The organism is Pseudonocardia sp. HH130629-09 (assembly GCF_001294645.1).
Classification (GTDB): Bacteria; Actinomycetota; Actinomycetes; order Mycobacteriales; family Pseudonocardiaceae; genus Pseudonocardia.
In genome coordinates, this window is record NZ_CP011868.1 from 145,391 (window position 1) to 162,931 (window position 17,541).

15 protein-coding genes are annotated in these 17,541 nt (G+C 71.1%); all 15 read left to right on the forward strand.

The features are described from left to right. The first annotated feature begins 22 nt into the window (after positions 1-22). Positions 23-715, forward strand: a complete 693-nt coding sequence (locus tag XF36_RS00640) for a demethylmenaquinone methyltransferase (RefSeq protein ID WP_060714311.1) — start codon at positions 23-25, stop codon at positions 713-715. Between the two features lie 719 nt (positions 716-1,434). Next, on the forward strand, positions 1,435-1,800 hold the full coding sequence (locus XF36_RS00645) for an NADH-quinone oxidoreductase subunit A (RefSeq protein WP_020622119.1): 366 nt from the start codon (positions 1,435-1,437) through the stop codon (positions 1,798-1,800). Between the two features lie 7 nt (positions 1,801-1,807). After that, the gene (locus XF36_RS00650) at positions 1,808-2,515 is read left to right on the forward strand and encodes a NuoB/complex I 20 kDa subunit family protein (RefSeq protein WP_060710476.1); all 708 of its coding nucleotides are present in this window, start codon (positions 1,808-1,810) and stop codon (positions 2,513-2,515) included. Positions 2,516-2,637: 122 nt separating this feature from the next. After that, complete coding sequence (locus XF36_RS00655) at positions 2,638-3,384, forward strand: NADH-quinone oxidoreductase subunit C (RefSeq protein WP_238589265.1); 747 nt, start codon at positions 2,638-2,640, stop codon at positions 3,382-3,384. Continuing rightward, positions 3,381-4,769 carry an NADH-quinone oxidoreductase subunit D gene (locus tag XF36_RS00660; protein ID WP_060710478.1) on the forward strand — a complete coding sequence of 463 codons (1,389 nt, stop codon included), beginning with the start codon at positions 3,381-3,383 and terminating at the stop codon, positions 4,767-4,769. Before XF36_RS00655 ends, XF36_RS00660 begins: the two co-directional genes overlap by 4 nt. After that, complete coding sequence (gene nuoE, locus XF36_RS00665) at positions 4,766-5,533, forward strand: NADH-quinone oxidoreductase subunit NuoE (RefSeq protein ID WP_020628046.1); 768 nt, start codon at positions 4,766-4,768, stop codon at positions 5,531-5,533. Before XF36_RS00660 ends, nuoE begins: the two co-directional genes overlap by 4 nt. Before the next feature lie 4 nt (positions 5,534-5,537). Beyond that, positions 5,538-6,920 (forward strand): NADH-quinone oxidoreductase subunit NuoF, encoded by a 1,383-nt coding sequence (nuoF, locus tag XF36_RS00670; protein ID WP_060710479.1) that lies wholly within the window; start codon positions 5,538-5,540, stop codon positions 6,918-6,920. Continuing rightward, positions 6,917-9,358, forward strand: coding sequence for an NADH-quinone oxidoreductase subunit G (locus XF36_RS00675; RefSeq protein WP_060710480.1), 2,442 nt, complete (start codon positions 6,917-6,919; stop codon positions 9,356-9,358). The genes nuoF and XF36_RS00675 overlap by 4 nt, the downstream gene beginning before the upstream one ends. Positions 9,359-9,393: 35 nt before the next feature. Then, positions 9,394-10,638: an NADH-quinone oxidoreductase subunit NuoH gene (gene nuoH / locus XF36_RS00680; RefSeq protein WP_060714312.1), complete on the forward strand. Its 1,245-nt coding sequence runs from the start codon at positions 9,394-9,396 to the stop codon at positions 10,636-10,638. Then, positions 10,639-11,178 carry an NADH-quinone oxidoreductase subunit NuoI gene (nuoI, locus tag XF36_RS00685; RefSeq protein WP_060710481.1) on the forward strand — a complete coding sequence of 180 codons (540 nt, stop codon included), beginning with the start codon at positions 10,639-10,641 and terminating at the stop codon, positions 11,176-11,178. After that, positions 11,175-12,023, forward strand: coding sequence for an NADH-quinone oxidoreductase subunit J (locus XF36_RS00690; RefSeq protein ID WP_060710482.1), 849 nt, complete (start codon positions 11,175-11,177; stop codon positions 12,021-12,023). The genes nuoI and XF36_RS00690 overlap by 4 nt, the downstream gene beginning before the upstream one ends. Further along, the gene (gene nuoK, locus XF36_RS00695) at positions 12,020-12,319 is read left to right on the forward strand and encodes an NADH-quinone oxidoreductase subunit NuoK (protein ID WP_060710483.1); all 300 of its coding nucleotides are present in this window, start codon (positions 12,020-12,022) and stop codon (positions 12,317-12,319) included. Before XF36_RS00690 ends, nuoK begins: the two co-directional genes overlap by 4 nt. 10 nt (positions 12,320-12,329) lie before the next feature. Beyond that, positions 12,330-14,279: an NADH-quinone oxidoreductase subunit L gene (nuoL, locus tag XF36_RS00700; protein ID WP_060710484.1), complete on the forward strand. Its 1,950-nt coding sequence runs from the start codon at positions 12,330-12,332 to the stop codon at positions 14,277-14,279. Beyond that, a complete protein-coding gene (locus XF36_RS00705) occupies positions 14,276-15,931 on the forward strand; it encodes an NADH-quinone oxidoreductase subunit M (RefSeq protein WP_060710485.1) in 1,656 nt (551 codons plus the stop codon). Before nuoL ends, XF36_RS00705 begins: the two co-directional genes overlap by 4 nt. Further along, positions 15,928-17,541, forward strand: coding sequence for an NADH-quinone oxidoreductase subunit NuoN (nuoN, locus tag XF36_RS00710; RefSeq protein WP_060710486.1), 1,614 nt, complete (start codon positions 15,928-15,930; stop codon positions 17,539-17,541). Before XF36_RS00705 ends, nuoN begins: the two co-directional genes overlap by 4 nt.

Sequence of the window (17,541 nt, forward strand, 5' to 3'; positions counted from 1 at the left end):
CCGGGTCGCCTAAGCTGTGTCCGTGTCCCGCGCCGAGCTCGACAAGAACCCGACCGACGTCGCCCGCATGTTCGACGGCGTCGCCCGGCGCTACGACCTGACCAACACCGCACTGTCGGGCGGCCAGGACCGCTACTGGCGGATCCAGACCCGCCGTGCCCTCGGGCTCCGCCCGGGAGAGAAGGTCCTCGACCTCGCCGCGGGCACCGCGGTCTCGACCGTCGAGCTGGCGAATGACGGCGCCTGGTGCGTCGCCGCGGACTTCTCCCTCGGCATGCTGCGGGCCGGTGCCCGCCGGGACGTCCCGAAGGCCGCCGCCGACGCGCTGCACCTGCCCTTCGCCGACGGCAGCTTCGACGCCGTCACCATCTCCTTCGGCCTGCGCAACGTGAACGACACCGTCGCCGGCCTGCGCGAGATGGCCCGCGTGACCCGCCCCGGCGGCCGCCTGGTCGTCTGCGAGTTCTCGACGCCGACCTGGACCCCCTTCCGCGTGCTCTACCAGAACGCGGTCCTCGGTCACGCCCTCCCGGCGATCGCCCGGACGGTCTCGTCGAACCCCGAGGCCTACCTGTACCTGGCCGAGTCGATCCGGGACTGGCCCGACCAGCCCTCGCTCGCCGCCAAGATCGCCGACGCAGGCTGGGAGCGCCCCGCCTGGCGGAACCTGACCTTCGGAGCCGTCGCGCTGCACCGGGCGTACAAGCCGGCCTGACCCCGCCGGTCCTGCCCGCCCCCGTTCCCGCTCCGCCGTCTCGCCCGCTGCCGGCCTGCCCCTGGAGCCGGCATCTCCCCGGGGCCGGGTCTGAGGACGGGACCCACGGATTCGCTTACCCGGTAAGCGAGTTCTCCCGACACTCCCTCGGCCCCAGGGGCCGGTCCGACGCAGGCCGACTCTCGACCGAGTCGCGTCACGGAATCGCGGCCCCGGACTCCCCTGGACCTCGTGCGACGGTCGTGCTCGACCCGGCCACCCGACGAGGAATCGCGATGAGGAACCCGGCAGGGGGAGGGGACCGGTATTCGCTTACCGGGTAAGCGAATACCGCGGTAGTAGGGCGCCGGGTCCGGGCCGCGGCGGGGCGCCCCGGGGCTCGTCGGGCCGGGCGGACCGATCGTCACCACCCGGTGACACCGCGTCGAGCCCCGTTGCGCCGCAAGGACTCCCCGAGCATCGCCCGATCCGCCCACGCGATCACCGCGGCACCGTCCTACACTGCTCGCGCAGTTCGTGAACTTTTTCACAAGGGTAGTGGAGGTCACGCGGCCCGCAGCGCGTCGACCTGCACGGATGCGGATCACATGTGACCTGCACCCCGTGCCAGGTAAGGCTCGCCTGGGTTCTTGGTCACAGGGAGCCGGACATAGGGTCGCCGCGACCGGCTCGTCGATCACCACCAACGACGGTGGCGCCGCGACAACGAAGGTGTAGGAATGCTCGATCCCTATCTCCCGCTCGTCCTGCTGTTCGTGTTGGCGGCGGGCTTCGCGCTGTTCTCGGTCGCGTCCGCGCCGCTGATCGGTCCGCGCCGGTTCAACCGGGCCAAGCTGGACTCCTACGAGTGCGGTATCGAGCCCTCGCCGCAGCCGGTCGTCGGTGGCGGTCGGGTGCCGGTCGCCTACTACCTCACGGCGATGCTGTTCATCCTGTTCGACATCGAGCTGGTGTTCATGTACCCGTACGCCGTCGTCGCCGACGCGGTGGGCGTCTTCGGGTTCGTGGCCATCACGCTCTACATCGCCACGATCGCCTTCGCGTACGCCTATGAGTGGCGTCGCGGCGGGCTCGAGTGGAGCTGAGGCCGTCATGGGACTCGAGGAGTACCTGCCCAGCGGCGTTCTGCTGACCAACGTCGAGAAGCTGGTCAACTGGACCCGGAAGTCGTCGCTCTGGCCCGCCACGTTCGGCCTGGCCTGCTGCGCCATCGAGATGATGACCACCGGCGCCCCGCGATACGACCTCGCCCGCTTCGGCATGGAGGTCTTCCGGGCCTCGCCGCGCCAGGCGGACCTGATGATCGTCGCGGGCCGGGTGAGCAACAAGATGGCGCCGGTCCTGCGCCAGATCTACGACCAGATGCCCGAGCCGCGCTGGGTGCTGGCCATGGGCGTCTGCGCCAGTTCCGGCGGCATGTTCAACAACTACGCGATCGTCCAGGGCGTGGACCACGTCGTGCCGGTCGACATGTACCTGCCCGGCTGTCCGCCGCGGCCGGAGATGCTGATCGACGCGATCCTCAAGATCCACGCCAAGATCATGGACGAGCCGCTCGGCGCGAAGCGGGCCGCCGAGCTCGCCGAGTCCGGCTACCGGACGCCGATGGTGCCGTCGTCGGTCAAGTACGCGCCGAAGCACAAGCGGCTCGGGGCGCTGAAGACCACGCACACCCCCGACGTCCCGAACTACCTGGAGCCGGGCTCGCAGCCCAAGCCGGCCCCGAACGCGCTCGCGCCGGGGGAGACCGTGGAGCTGCCGTCGCTGGCCGACGCCGCCCGCGGAGGTGACGCGACGTGACCGAGCCGACCGGCACCTCCAAGGACGGGACCGAGCCCACCGGCGGCGCGCACTCGTCGTCGCAGGAGAGCGGCGCCGCGGCCGAGGAACAGCGGGCGGCGGGCGGCGAGGCCCCCGGCGACCTGGCCGGCCCCGAGGACGCGGCCACCCCGTCCGACGCGCTGGGCGGAGCCCGCCCTGCCCAGAAGATGACCGAGACCCGCACGCGCTCGGGCATGTTCGGCGTCCGCGGCTCCGGCGACACCTCCGGCTACGGCGGACTGCGCCTGCCCGGCTGGGCCCCGGCACCGGCCGAGCGGCCCTTCGGCGGCTGGTTCGACGAGTTCGCCGACGAGCTCGGCGCGGCCCTCGCCGAACGCAGCATCCCGCGTTCGGCGATCGAGCAGGTCACGATCGACCGCGACGAGATGACCCTCTACGTCGAGCCCGCCCGGCTGCACGAGGTCGCCCGTACCCTGCGCGACGACCCGGGCCTGCGCTTCGAGTTCTGCTCCGGGGTGTCCGGTGTGGACTACTCGGCGCCGGACGGTGCGTTGGTCGACCGGCCGCTGCACGTCGTCTACCACCTGCTGTCGATGACCTACCGGCGCCGGGTGCGTCTGGAGGTCGCCCTCGACATCGGAGACGCTGCGAACCCGCCCACCGTGTCCAGCGTCGTCGACGTCTACCCGACGGCCGACTGGCACGAGCGCGAGACCTGGGACATGTACGGCGTCGTCTTCGACGGCCACCCCGCGCTGACCCGGATCCTCATGCCGGACGACTGGGACGGCCACCCCCAGCGCAAGAGCTACCCGCTGGGCGGCATCCCCGTGGAGTACAAGGGCGCGGAGATCCCCCCGCCCGACGAGCGGAGGGCCTACTCGTGACCACCGAGAGCAGCGCACGCGGAACGAGCATCGGCACCGACGCCGACCCCACCACCGCCGACACCACCGCAGACCCGTACGCCGCGCCCGGCCGGGAGACCACCGAGGGCACGGTCTACACCGTCACCGGCGGCGACTGGGACGACCTGCTCGAGGTCGAGCACGACGACCGGATCGTCATCAACATGGGCCCGCAGCACCCGTCGACACACGGGGTGCTGCGCCTGGTCCTGGAGCTGGAGGGCGAGACCGTCACCCAGGGCCGCGCGGTCATCGGCTACCTGCACACCGGTATCGAGAAGAACTGCGAGTACCGGACCTGGACCCAGGGCGTCACCTTCGTGACCCGCGCGGACTACCTGTCCCCGCTGTTCAACGAGGGCGCCTACTGCATGGCCGTCGAGAAGCTGCTGGGCATCGAGGTCCCGCAGCGGGCCGAGCACCTGCGGGTGCTGCTCTGGGAGCTGAACCGGATCGGCTCGCACCTCGTCGCGCTGGCCACCGGCGGCATGGAGCTGGGCGCGCTGACCGGTATGACCTCCGGCTTCCGGGAGCGCGAGGAGGTGCTCCACCTGCTGGAGTTCCTCACCGGACTGCGGATGAACCACGCGTTCATCCGGCCCGGCGGGCTCGCCCAGGACATGCCCGAGGGCTGGCAGGACAAGGTCCGCGACTTCCTGAAGGTCATGAACTCCCGGCTGCCCGACTACGACCGGCTGCTCACCGGCCAGCCGATCTGGCGCCAGCGCCTGGAGGGCGTGGGCTACCTGCCCGTCGACGGCTGCCTGGCCCTCGGCGCGTCCGGCCCGATCCTGCGCTCGGCCGGGCTCGCCTGGGACCTGCGCAAGCACATGCCGTACTCGGTGTACGACCAGTACGACTTCGAGGTGCCGACGGCCACCGAGGCCGACTGCTTCGCCCGCTACCGGATGCGCGTCGCCGAGATCCACGAGTCGCTCAAGATCATGGAGCAGGCGGTGACGAAGCTCGACGAGCTGGGACCGGGCCGCGTCATGGTCGACGACCCGAAGGTCGCCTGGCCCGCGCAGCTGTCGATCGGCAGTGACGGCATGGGCAACACCCTCGAGCACGTCCGCAAGATCATGGGTCAGTCGATGGAGTCGCTGATCCACCACTTCAAGCTGGTCACCGAGGGGTTCCACGTCCCGCCGGGGCAGGCCTACGCGGCCGTCGAGTCCCCGCGCGGCGAGCTCGCGGTGCACGCCGTGTCCGACGGCGGCACCCGCCCGGTCCGAATCCACGTCCGGGATCCCAGCTTCGTGAACCTGCAGACGATGCCCGCGATGAGCGAGGGCGGCCAGGTCGCCGACGTCATCGCGGCCGTCGCCTCGATCGACCCCGTGATGGGAGGTTGCGACCGATGACGGTCCCCCCGCAGGAGAAGAGCCCGGTCTCGCCGGTCTTCGACGAGCTGACCCGGCAGCGCACGGCGGAGATCATCTCCCTCTACCCGGAGTCCCGGTCGGCGCTGCTACCGCTGCTGCACCTGGTGCAGTCGGTCGAGGGCTACGTCAGCCCCGACGGCGTCCGCTACTGCGCCGAGGCCCTCGGGCTCACCACGGCCGAGGTGTCCGCGGTCGCGACATTCTACACGATGTACAAGCGCTCCCCCTGCGGTGAGCACCTGGTGAGCGTCTGCACCAACACCCTGTGCGCGGCGCTGGGCGGCGACGACATCTACGCCCGCCTGCGCACGCAGCTGGGCACCGAGGACCGCCCGCTGGGTCACGAGGAGACCGCGGGGGAGCCCGGCACAACCGGGTCGATCACCCTCGAGCACGCCGAGTGCCTCGCGGCATGCGACCTCGCCCCGGTGCTGCAGGTCAACTACGAGTACTTCGACAACCAGACCGTCGAGTCCGCTGTGGAGCTCGTCGAGGCACTGCGTCGCGGGGAGCGCCCGCAGCCCACCCGCGGCGCGCCGCTGACCGACCTGCGGACCGTCGAGCTGGAGCTGGCCGGGTTCACCGACGACGCCGGAGGCGTCGACACGACGGCCCGTGTCGAGGGTCCGTCCGGCGCGATCGAGTCGGTGCGCGGGGCCCGGATGGCCCAGGAGAACGGCTGGACCGCTCCGGCGCTGCCCGACGAGCCGCCGGCGATGCCCGCGCTACCGGAGAAGAAGTGATCGCATGAGCACCACCGAGCCCGTGCGCCGGCCGGACCCGATCACGCCCGTCCTGACCAGGCGCTGGCTGTCGCCGCGGTCCTGGTCGATCGACACCTACGAGCAGCTGGAGGGCTACACCTCCCTGCGGACCGCGTTCGCCGCCCACCCCGACCAGCTCATTCAGCTGGTCAAGGACTCCGGGCTGCGCGGCCGCGGCGGTGCCGGGTTCCCCACCGGCATGAAGTGGGGGTTCATCCCGCAGGACGACGGCAGCGGAAAGGGACCCGGCGCGAAGCCGAAGTACCTGGTCATCAATGCCGACGAGGGCGAGCCGGGTACCTGCAAGGACATCCCGACGATGATGGCCGACCCGCACGCCCTCATCGAGGGCTGCATCGTCACCAGCTACGCGATCCGCGCGAACTTCTGCGCGATCTACGTCCGCGGCGAGGCGCTGCACTGCATCCGCAGGCTGCGCGCCGCCGTCCGCGAGGCGAAGGCGAAGGGCCACCTCGGCCGCGACATCCTCGGCTCCGGGTTCGACCTGGAGATCGTGGTGCACGCCGGCGCGGGCGCCTACATCTGCGGCGAGGAGACGGCGCTGCTCGACTCGCTCGAGGGTCGTCGCGGGCAGCCCCGGCTCAAGCCGCCCTTCCCGGCGACCGCCGGGCTCTACGCCTGCCCGACCGTCGTCAACAACGTCGAGACCATCGCCAGCGTCCCCGCCATCGTCAACGGCGGTGCGGCCTGGTTCCGCTCGATGGGCCGGGAGAAGTCGCCCGGCCCGAAGATCTACTCGGTCTCCGGGCACGTCGAGCGGCCCGGCCAGTACGAGGCGCCGCTCGGCATCACGCTGCGGGAGCTCCTGGAGCTCGCCGGCGGGATGAAGGACGGGGTCCCGCTGAAGTTCTGGACCCCGGGCGGCTCGTCGACACCGCTGTTCACCGCCGAACACCTCGACGTCCCGCTGGACTTCGAGGGCGCCGCCGAGGCCGGCTCCATGCTGGGGACGACCGCGGTGCAGGTCTTCAACGAGACCGTCTCGGTGCCGTGGGCGGTCATGAAGTGGACCGAGTTCTACAAGCACGAGAGCTGCGGCAAGTGCACCCCGTGCCGCGAGGGCACCTACTGGCTGGTCCAGGTGCTGCAGCGGATGGTGCGTGGCGAGGGCACCTCGACCGACATCGACACCCTGCTCGACGTCTGCGACAACATCCTCGGCCGCTCCTTCTGCGCCCTCGGCGACGGCGCGACGAGCCCGATCACCAGCGCCATCAAGTACTTCCGCCAGGAGTTCCTGGACCTCATCGCGGAGCAGCCCGATGTGGACCGCCCTGAGCAGCTGGCGGACGTGGAGCTCGCGGAACGGACCAACGGCACAGAACTCACCGGAGCGAGCGCATGACCCTCACACCGGAGCGGAACGCCACCGAGGAGACACCCGTCCCCGAGGGCCACGTCCGCCTCACCATCGACGGCCAGGTCGTCGACGCCCCCAAGGGCGAGCTGCTGATCCGCACCTGCGAGCGCCTCGGCATCGTGATCCCGCGGTTCTGCGACCACCCGCTCCTCGACCCGGCCGGCGCCTGCCGCCAGTGTCTGGTCGAGGTGGAGATGGGCGGCCGGCCGATGCCGAAGCCGCAGGCCAGCTGCACCATGACCGTCGCCGACGGGATGGTGGTGAAGACGCAGCACACCTCCGAGCGGGCCGACAAGGCGCAGCAGGGTGTGATGGAGCTGCTGCTCATCAACCACCCGCTGGACTGCCCGATCTGCGACAAGGGCGGCGAGTGCCCGCTGCAGAACCAGGCGATGGCGCACGGCCGGGCGGACTCGCGGTTCGTGGAGAAGAAGCGGACCTTCCCGAAGCCGCTGCCGATCTCCAGCCAGGTGCTGCTCGACCGCGAGCGCTGCGTGCTCTGCCAGCGCTGCACGCGCTTCTCCGAGGAGATCGCCGGAGACCCGTTCATCGACCTGCTCGAGCGCGGGGCGAAGCAGCAGATCGGGATCGCCGAGGACCAGCCCTTCCAGTCCTACTTCTCGGGCAACACCATCCAGATCTGCCCGGTCGGCGCGCTGACCAGTGCCGCCTACCGGTTCCGGTCGCGCCCGTTCGACCTGCGCTCGACCGCGGGGACCTGCGAGCACTGCAGCTCCGGCTGCTCGATGCGCACCGACTCCCGGCGCGGGACCGTGCTGCGCCGCCTCGCCGGCAACGACCCGGAGGTCAACGAGGAGTGGCTCTGCGACAAGGGCCGGTTCGCCTTCCGCTACACCGGTAGCCAGGGCCGCATCACCCGGCCGCTGGTCCGGCGCACGGACGGCACCCTGACCGAGGCCTCCTGGACCGAGGCGCTGGCCGTCGCCGCGGAGGGGCTGCTCGCGGCCCGCTCGGCCGGCGGGATCGGCGTCCTGCCCGGGGGGCGGCTGACCGGCGAGGACGCCTACGCCTACGCCAAGTTCGCCCGCGTCGTCGCCGGCACCAACGACATCGACTTCCGTGCCCGGCCGCACTCGGACGAGGAGCTGGAGTTCCTCGCCGCGCACGTCGTCGGCGGGACGCCCGAGGACTCGGTCACGTTCACCGCGATCGAGAACGCCCCGGCCGTGCTCACCGTCGGCACCGACCCGGAGGAGGAGTCGGGCATCGTCTTCCTCCGCCTGCGCAAGGCGTACCGGAAGAAGGGCCTGCGTCACTTCCAGGTCGGCCCGTTCACCAGCTACGGCGCGGAGAAGACCGGCGCCACCGTGCTGCACGCGGTGCCCGGCGCGGAGGCGGCGGTCGTCGCCGACCCGGGCGCCGACGTCGTCGCCGCGCTGGAGCAGCCGGGTGCGGTGATTCTGGTCGGGGACCGGGCCGCGGAGTCGCCGGGCCTGTACTCGGCGGTGTCCGCGCTCGCCACCCGCACCGGCGCGGCGATCGGCTGGCTGCCGCGCCGGGCCGGGGACCGCGGTGCGGTCGAGGCGGGCGCGCTGCCCACCCTGCTGCCCGGCGGCCGGCTCGTCACCGACGCCGCCGCCCGCGCCGAGCTGGAGCAGGTCTGGGGTGCCCCCGTGCCGGCCACCCCCGGCCGCGACGGCGACGCGATCCTCGCTGCCGCGGCGAGCGGGGCGCTCGCGGCCCTGGTGGTGGGCGGGGTCGACCCGCAGGACATGACCGACCCGACGGCGGCGATCACCGCGCTGCGCGAGGTCGGTTTCCTGGTCAGCCTGGAGATCCACACCTCGGCGGTCACCGAACTCGCCGACGTCGTCCTCCCGGTCGCCCCGGACGCCCAGCGCTCCGGCGCCTACGTCAACTGGGAGGGCCGCCGCCGCGAGTTCGCCGTCGCGCTCGACGCGACCGGCGTGCTGCCGGACTGCCGGGTGCTCGACACCCTCGGCGTCGAGATGGACGCGGACCTGTTCACCCAGACCCCGGCCGCCGCGGCGGGGGAGCTGGAGCGGCTCGGTTCGCGCCGCCCCGGCGTCGCCGCGCCGGACCACACGGCGGGCCAGGCCCGGCGTCCCGGCTACGGCCAGGCGGTCCTCGCCACCTCCCGCCAGATGATCGACGACGGCAGCCTCCAGATCGACGAGCCCGCGCTCGCCGGCACGGCGCGGCGGCCCTACGTCAAGGTCAACGCGGCCACCGCGGAGCGGCTCGCGCTGGTCGAGGGTGCCGAGGCGACGGTACGCACCGACCACGGGGCGATCACCCTGCCGGTCGCGCTGACCGACCTGCCCGACGGCGTCGTCTGGCTGCCGGCCTGCTCGCCCGGCTCGCACGTCCGCCCCACTCTCGGGGTGGGCCACGGTGACCTCGTGACGGTCGGTCCGGCCGGGAACGGAAGCGCGTCGTGAACCCGATCCAGGTGCCGCCCACCCCGGTGGACCAGCTGACGCACACCCAGGCGCTGCTCGCCGACGACCCGATCTGGCTGATCCTGATCAAGGTCGTCGGGCTGTTCGCGCTCGGCGTCGTGCTGACCCTGTTCATGATCAACTGGGAGCGCAAGGTCGTCGGCCGGATGCAGCACCGTCCGGGCCCGAACCGGACCGGCCCCGGCGGCTGGCTGCAGAGCCTCGCCGACGGTCTGAAGCTGGCGTTCAAGGAAGACATCATGCCGGCGATGGCCGACAAGAAGGTCTACTTCATCGCCCCGGTCATCTCGACGATCCCGGCGTTCGTCGCCTTCTCGGTGATCCCGTTCGGCGGCGAGGTCACGATCTTCGGCGAGCCCACGGTGCTCCAGCTCGTCGACGTCCCGGTCGGCGTGCTCGTGGTGCTGGCCTGCTCCTCGATCGGCGTCTACGGCATCGTGCTCGGCGGCTGGGCATCGGGCTCGCCGTACTCGCTGCTGGGCGCGCTGCGCTCGGCCGCCCAGGTCATCTCCTACGAGATCGCACTGGGCCTGGCCGTGGTCGGCGTCGTCCTCTACTCCGGCTCGCTGTCCACCGCGACGATCGTCGGGGCGCAGGCGTCGGGCTGGTACTTCTGGCTGCTGCTGCCGAGCTTCGTGGTCTTCGTGATCGCGATGGTCGGCGAGACCAACCGGGCCCCGTTCGACCTCCCCGAGGCCGAGTCGGAGCTGGTCGGCGGGTTCCACACCGAGTACTCGTCGCTGAAGTTCGCGCTGTTCTTCCTCGCCGAGTACGTGAACATGGTGACCGTCTCGGCGATGGCGGTGACGCTGTTCCTCGGCGGCGGGATGTGGCCGTGGCCGCTGAGCTTCCTCAACGCCTACGGCTGGATGCAGTTCGTCGCCTTCATCATCAAGGTGCTGCTGTTCCTGTTCGTGTTCATCTGGCTGCGCGGGACGCTGCCGCGGTTCCGCTACGACCAGTTCATGAAGCTGGGCTGGAAGGTCCTGGTCCCGGTCATGCTGGTCTGGATCGTCGCGATCTTCGGCATCCGGGCCTTCGTCAACACCGGCTCGGACAACTACGTGCTGCTGCTGGCGCTGATCGGCTTCGTGCTGGCCGTCGTGCTGGCGGTGGCGTTCCTGCTGCCCGACCGGCAGACCGAGGCGCCACCGGTCGAACCGGCGTCGGACTACCCCGTCCCGCCGATGAACCTGGTGGTCCCCGACTCACCCCCGAAGCGTCGGAAGGCCGTCACGGCAGGAAAGGACGCGCGCTAGATGTTCGACTTCTTCAAGGGTTTCGGCGTCACCTTCTCGACGATGTTCAAGAAGGTCGTCACCGAGGAGTACCCCGAGGACTTCCCGCCGGCGGCACCGCGCTACCACGGCCGCCACCAGCTCAACCGGCACCCGGACGGGCTGGAGAAGTGCGTCGGCTGCGAGCTGTGCGCCTGGGCCTGCCCGGCCGACGCCATCTACGTCGAGGGCGGGGACAACACCGAGGAGGCCCGGTACTCGCCGGGTGAGCGCTACGGCGCGATCTACCAGATCAACTACCTGCGCTGCATCGGCTGCGGGCTGTGCATCGAGGCCTGCCCGACGCGGTCGCTCACGATGACGAACTTCTACGAGCTGGCCGACGACAACCGGCAGGACCTCATCTACACCAAGGAGCAGCTGATGGCGCCGCTGCTGCCGGGCATGGAGCAGCCGCCGCACCCCATGCGCCTCGGCGACGACGAGCAGGACTACTACGTCTCCGGGCCCACGCTGGCGAAGGTGTCCGCCCAGGACCAGACCAAGGAGCAGGCCCGATGACGACCGCGGTCCTGGCCCAGGCGGCCGGGGAGGTGAGCACCGGCGAGGCGGTCGCGTTCTGGATCCTCGGACCGGTGGCGCTGGCCGGCGCGCTCGGCCTGGTCTTCGCCCGGCACGCGGTGCACGCCGCGCTGCTGCTGGTCCTGACGATGTTCTCCATCGCGGTGCTGTACCTGGTGCAGTCCGCCCCGTTCCTCGGGTTCGTGCAGATCATCGTCTACACCGGCGCGGTGATGATGCTGTTCCTGTTCGTCCTCATGCTGGTCGGACGGGACTCCAAGGACTCGGTCATCGAGGTCCTGCGGGGGCAGCGCGCCGCGGCGCTCGTGTTCGGCGTCGCGCTGGCCGCGCTGCTGGTCGGTGGGCTCGCCCGCGGCCTGACCAGCGTCACCCCGGCTGGACTGGCGGCCGGCGGGCTCGGGTGGAACGGCAACGTCCCCGGCCTCGGCCGGCTGATCTTCACCGACTACCTGCTGGCGTTCGAGCTGACCGCGGCCCTGCTGATGGTCGCCGCGCTCGGCGCGATGGTGCTGTCCGGCTCGCAGAGCAGCCAGCACACCAAGATCGGCCAGCGGGCGACGGTGCTGAAGCGGCTGCGTGGTGAGCACGCCCGCATCTCCCCGCTGCCCGGCCCCGGCGTCTACGCGACGTCGAACTCCGTCGCGGTCCCGGCGATCCTGCCCGACGGCTCGATCGCCCCGGAGTCGCTGTCGGAGATCATCGAGTCGGTCGCGGTCGACGTGCCCGACACGACGACGCCGGACGCGCACGCGCTGACCGGCCGCCCGGCACCCGACCGGACCGCCGCCTCCGGTGAGGTCGCCGACACCGGGGAGCACCGATGAGGCCCGAGTACTACCTGCTGCTCTCGGCGCTGCTGTTCACCATCGGCGCCGTCGGCGTCCTGGTGCGGCGCAACGCCGTGGTCGTGTTCATGTGCATCGAGCTCATGCTGAACGCGGTGAACCTGACCCTGGTCACGTTCTCGCGCATCAACGGCAACCTCGACGGCCAGGTGATGGCGCTGTTCGTGATGGTCGTCGCCGCCTGTGAGGTCGTCGTCGGGCTCGCCATCATCACGGCCATCTTCCGCACCCGCCAGTCGTCGTCGGTGGACGACGCGAACCTCTTGAAGTACTAGGAGCGCGCAGGTGACCGTCCTTCTCGCACAGGCCGCCCCGCAGGCGACCGGCGCCGCCTCGCTGGCCTGGTTGCTGATCGCGCTCCCCGCGGCCGGTGCCCTAGTGCTCTTCCTCGCCGGACGGCGGGCCGACGCCTGGGGCCACTGGCTCGGCGTCGCGACCGTCGTCGGCGCGTTCGTCGTCGGTGTGGCGATCGTCCTGCAGACCCTCGGTCTGCCCGCCGACGAGCGGCTGCGCGAGCAGTCGCTGTGGTCCTGGATGTCCTCCGGCGCGCTGGAGGTCGACTTCGGGCTCCGAATCGACACGCTGTCGCTGACGTTCGTGCTGCTGATCACCGGGGTCGGGGCGCTCATCCACCTCTACTCGGTGGGCTACATGAGCCACGACCCGAACCGGCGGCGGTTCTTCGCGCAGCTGAACCTGTTCGTCGCCGCCATGCTGGTGCTGGTCCTCGGCAACAACTTCGTGATGCTCTACCTCGGCTGGGAGGGCGTCGGTCTGGCGTCGTACCTGCTGATCGGCTTCTACCAGGACCGGCCGTCGGCGGCGACGGCGGCGAAGAAGGCGTTCCTGATGAACCGGGTCGGCGACGTCGGCCTGGCGATCGCGATCTTCCTGCTCTGGCTGGAGCTCGGGACGCTGCAGTACACGGAGGTGTTCGCACGCATCGGCGAGGTCGGCAGCGGCACGGTCCTGGCGATCACGCTGCTGCTCCTGCTCGGCGCCTGCGGCAAGTCCGGCCAGTTCCCGCTGCAGTCCTGGCTCCCGGACGCGATGGAGGGCCCGACCCCGGTCTCGGCCCTCATCCACGCGGCCACGATGGTCACCGCGGGCGTCTACCTGATCGCCAGGGCCTCGCCGATCTACAACCTGTCCGAGACCGGACGGCTGGTCGTCGCGCTCATCGGTGTCGTCACGCTGATGATCGGCGCGATCATCGGCTGCGCCTACGACGACATCAAGAAGGTCCTGGCCTACTCCACGGTCAGCCAGATCGGCTACATGATCCTCGCCGTCGGGCTCGGGCCGGCCGGGTACGCACTGGGCATCCTGCACCTGCTGACCCACGGCTTCTTCAAGGCCGGGCTGTTCCTCGGCGCCGGGTCGGTCATGCACGCCATGAACGACGACGTCGACATGCGCCGGTTCGGCGGCCTGTGGCGCAAGATGCCAGTCACCTTCGTGACCTTCGGCCTCGGCTACCTCGCGCTGATCGGCTTCCCGTTCCTGTCCGGCTACTTCTCCAAGGACGCGATCATCGAGGCCGCGTTCGCGCAGGAGGGCTGGCAGGGCTGGGTGTTCGGCGGGCTCGCGACGCTCGCGGCCGGTCTCACCGCGTTCTACATGACCCGCCTGATGATCATGACGTTCTTCGGTGCGGAGCGCTGGCGCACGGTGCAGTCCACCGACGGCCGCGACTACCACCCGCACGAGTCCCCGGCGACGATGACCGTCCCGATGATCGTGCTGGCCGTCGGCTCCGTCTTCGGCGGTGGCGTGCTCTACGGGCTGATCCCGGAGTGGCTCGCCCCGGTGGTGGGGGAGCGCGTCGAGCTCGAGGGCGGTGCCCTGCCGCACGCGGTGATCCCGTGGCTGGTGGTCGGGGTCTCGCTGCTCGGTGTGCTGGCGGGCTACCTGTTCGTCGGGCGCTCCCCGGTGCCGGTGCAGCGCCCGCAGCGGGTGTCGCCGGTCGTCGCCGCGGCCCGCGCGGACCTCGGCGCGAACGCCTTCAACGAGGCGTTCATCGAGCGGCCCGGCATCGCGCTGACCCGGCTGCTGGCCTGGTTCGACGACCGCGGCATCGACGGGGCCGTCAACGGCACCGCGTCGGCGTTCGGCGGCGGGTCCGGCCGCCTGCGCCGGCTCCAGACCGGCTTCGTCCGGTCGTACGCACTCTCGATGCTCGGCGGGGCGGTCATCGTCGTCGCCGCGATGCTGGCGGTGAGGTTCGTCTCATGACTCCCCTGGACACGGCTCCCATCGTCCCCGGCTCCGGGGGCAACCCGTTCCTGATCGTCCTGCTGCTGGTGCCGGTGCTCGGCGCGCTGGTCATGTACCCGCTGCGTGCCAACACCGGGGCCGCCAAGGCGGTCGCGATGGCGACGGCGCTGCTCGAGCTGGTGCTCGTCGTCGTCGCGTGGGCGCTCTACTCCATCCCCGCGGCGCAGGCCGGCGCCCGGTTCCAGCTCGAGTTCTCGATGTCCTGGATCCCCGCGTTCGGCACGCACATCGCGTTCGGCGTCGACGGGATCGCGCTGGCCCTGATCGGGCTCACCGCGTTCCTGGTGCCCGGGCTGATGCTGTTCGCGTGGGCGGAGAAGCTGCCCGAGGGCCGCTCGGCCGCCGGGTACTTCGCACTGCTGCTGGCGACCCAGGCGACGCTGGTCGGCGTCTTCGCGGCCACCGACGTCTTCCTCTTCTACGTGTTCTTCGAGGCCATGCTGGTCCCGATGTACTTCCTGATCGGCCGATTCGGTGGGCCGCGACGGCAGTACGCGGCGGTCAAGTTCTTCCTGTACTCGCTGCTCGGCGGCCTGATCATGCTGGCGTCGCTGATCGGGCTGTTCGTCGTGAGCGAGCAGCAGCTGGGCCAGGGCACGTTCACCTGGGCCGAGCTGCAGGCGATGGCGTCGAGCGTGCCGGAGTCGACCCAGATCTGGCTGTTCCTCGGCTTCTTCGTCGCGTTCGCGATCAAGGCGCCGCTGGTGCCGTTCCACACCTGGCTGCCCGACGCGGGTGCCGAGGCTCCGATCGTCGGCGCGGTGCTGCTGGTCGGTGTGCTCGACAAGGTCGGCACCTACGGCTTCCTGCGCTACCTGCTGCCGCTGTTCCCGCAGGCCAGCCAGGTCCTCGCGCCGCTGGTGCTGGTGCTCGCCGTCGCCGGGATCGTCTACGCCGCGCTGCTGGCGGTCGCCCAGACCGACATGGGCCGGTTCGTCGCCTACACCTCGGTCGCGCACTTCGGCTTCATCGCGCTCGGGGTGTTCGCGTTCTCCAGCCAGGCCTTCGCCGGCGCGACGCTGTACATGGTCAACCACGGTCTCTCGACCGGCATGCTGTTCGTGATGGTCGGCGTGCTGATCAGCCGCGGCGGCTCGCGCCTGATCGCCGACTACGGCGGCGTCGCGAAGATCGCGCCGGTGATGGCGGGCTGCCTGCTGCTGGCCGGGATGAGCTCGCTGGCGCTGCCCGGCACGAACTCGTTCGTCTCGGAGTTCCTGGTGCTGGTCGGGTCGTTCCCGAACCGGCCGGTGTTCACCGTGATCGCGACGATCGGCATCATCTTCGCCGCTCTCTACGTGCTCTGGTTCTACCAGCGCACGATGCAGGGCCCGGTGCGCGGCACCGCGGTCATGGCGGCGCTGGAGCGCGGTGGCGCGGGCGGCCCGGGGTCGATGATCGACCCGGCGGTCGCCGCGCAGCGCACGGGCTCCGGTTTCCCCGACCTCACGGCCCGTGAGATCGGCGTGCTCGCGCCGCTGATCGTCGCGATCGTGGTGCTCGGCTTCTACCCGGGCCCGGTGCTCGACCTGATCAACCCGTCGGTGACGGCGACGATGACCGAGCTCGGCCTGCCCGACCCGGTCGTCGCTGGAGGGATCGCTCGATGAGCTCGTTGGTTCTCCCCGCCCAGGTGGCCCCGATCGAGATGCCCGCGGTCGACTGGGCGGCCACCGCGCCGCTGTGGATCGTGTTCGCGGGTGCCTGCGTGTCGGTGCTGCTGGAGGCGTTCCTCCCGCGGCACCAGCGCTGGCCCGTGCAGGTTCTGCTGACCGGCCTGACCCTGGTCGCGGCGCTCGTCGCGCTGGCCGGGTACGCGCTCGGGTCCCCGGCCGCCGTGCTGACCTTCGGCACCGCCCTGTCGGTGGACGCGCCGTCGCTGTTCCTGTGGGGCACGTTGATCGTCCTCGCGATCCCCAGCCTGCTGCTGATCGCGGACCGGTCGGTGGAGCCGGGTGGGGTGTTCGTCGCCTCGGCCGCCGAGCGGGCCGCGGTCCGCTCCGGCGGCGGCCCGGCCACCCCGGTCGGCGGTGAGCACGTCGACCGCTCCTACGGGGCGCCCGACGAGGCGCCGACGATGCAGACCGAGCCGTTCCCGTTCGTGCTGTTCGCGCTCGGCGGCATGATGGCCTTCGTCGCGGCGAACGACCTGCTGACGATGTTCATCGCGCTCGAGGTCCTGTCGCTGCCGCTGTACCTGATGTGCGGGCTGGCGCGCCGCCGCCGGCTGCTGTCGCAGGAGTCCGCTGTCAAGTACTTCCTGCTGGGTGCGTTCGGCTCGGCGTTCTTCCTCTACGGCATCGCGCTGCTCTACGGCTACGCGGGCTCGGTGCGACTCTCGGCGATCTCGCAGGCCGCCGCGGGCACCCTGGCCTCGGACACACTGCTGTTCGCTGGTCTGGCGCTGCTGCTGGTGGGACTGCTGTTCAAGGGCTCGGTGGCCCCGTTCCACACCTGGACCCCTGACGTCTACCAGGGCGCCCCGACACCGGTCACGGCGTTCATGGCGGCCTGCACGAAGGTCGCCGCGTTCGGCGCGATCGCCCGGGTGCTCTACGTCGGCTTCGGCAGCACCGTGTGGGAGTGGCGCGGCGTGCTGTGGGTGGTCGCGGTCGTGTCGATGGTCGTCGGCGCGGTGCTGGGGCTCACCCAGACCGACGTGAAGCGCATGATCGCCTACTCCTCGATCGCGCACGCCGGGTTCATCCTGCTCGGCGCGATGGCGCTGACCCCGCAGGGCACCGCGGGCCTGATGTTCTACCTGCTGGCCTACGGCTTCACGACGGTCGCGGTCTTCGGGATCATCTCGCTGATCCGTACCGGTGACGGCGAGGCGTCGGAGCTGGCGGCCTGGGCGGGCCTGGCGAAGCGGTCCCCGCTCGTGGCCGGGATCATGACGTTCCTGTTGCTCGCGCTCGCCGGGATCCCGCTGACCAGCGGGTTCACCGCCAAGTTCGCGGTGTTCTCGGCGGCGTCGGCGGACGGCATGGTGCCGCTCGTGGTGATCGCGCTGGTCGCGTCCGCGGTGGCCGCGTTCTTCTACCTGCGCATCGTGGTGCTCATGTACTTCTCCGAGCCCGCGGAGGACGGTCCGGCCGTCGTCGTGCCCGGGGCGTTCACCACCGTGGCCATCACACTGGGCACGCTGGCGACCCTCGTTCTCGGGATTCTTCCCACACCTGTCCTCGAATGGGCCGCCAGCGGCGCGTTCGCGGGCTGA

Coding starts and splice junctions, on each gene's coding strand:
- XF36_RS00645 (WP_020622119.1), top strand. CDS start 1,435: ATGCTCGATCCCTATCTCCCGCTCGTCCTGCTGTTCGTGTTGGCGGCG.
- XF36_RS00650 (WP_060710476.1), top strand. CDS start 1,808: ATGGGACTCGAGGAGTACCTGCCCAGCGGCGTTCTGCTGACCAACGTC.
- nuoE (WP_020628046.1), top strand. CDS start 4,766: ATGACGGTCCCCCCGCAGGAGAAGAGCCCGGTCTCGCCGGTCTTCGAC.
- nuoF (WP_060710479.1), top strand. CDS start 5,538: ATGAGCACCACCGAGCCCGTGCGCCGGCCGGACCCGATCACGCCCGTC.
- XF36_RS00675 (WP_060710480.1), top strand. CDS start 6,917: ATGACCCTCACACCGGAGCGGAACGCCACCGAGGAGACACCCGTCCCC.
- nuoI (WP_060710481.1), top strand. CDS start 10,639: ATGTTCGACTTCTTCAAGGGTTTCGGCGTCACCTTCTCGACGATGTTC.
- XF36_RS00690 (WP_060710482.1), top strand. CDS start 11,175: ATGACGACCGCGGTCCTGGCCCAGGCGGCCGGGGAGGTGAGCACCGGC.
- nuoK (WP_060710483.1), top strand. CDS start 12,020: ATGAGGCCCGAGTACTACCTGCTGCTCTCGGCGCTGCTGTTCACCATC.
- XF36_RS00705 (WP_060710485.1), top strand. CDS start 14,276: ATGACTCCCCTGGACACGGCTCCCATCGTCCCCGGCTCCGGGGGCAAC.
- nuoN (WP_060710486.1), top strand. CDS start 15,928: ATGAGCTCGTTGGTTCTCCCCGCCCAGGTGGCCCCGATCGAGATGCCC.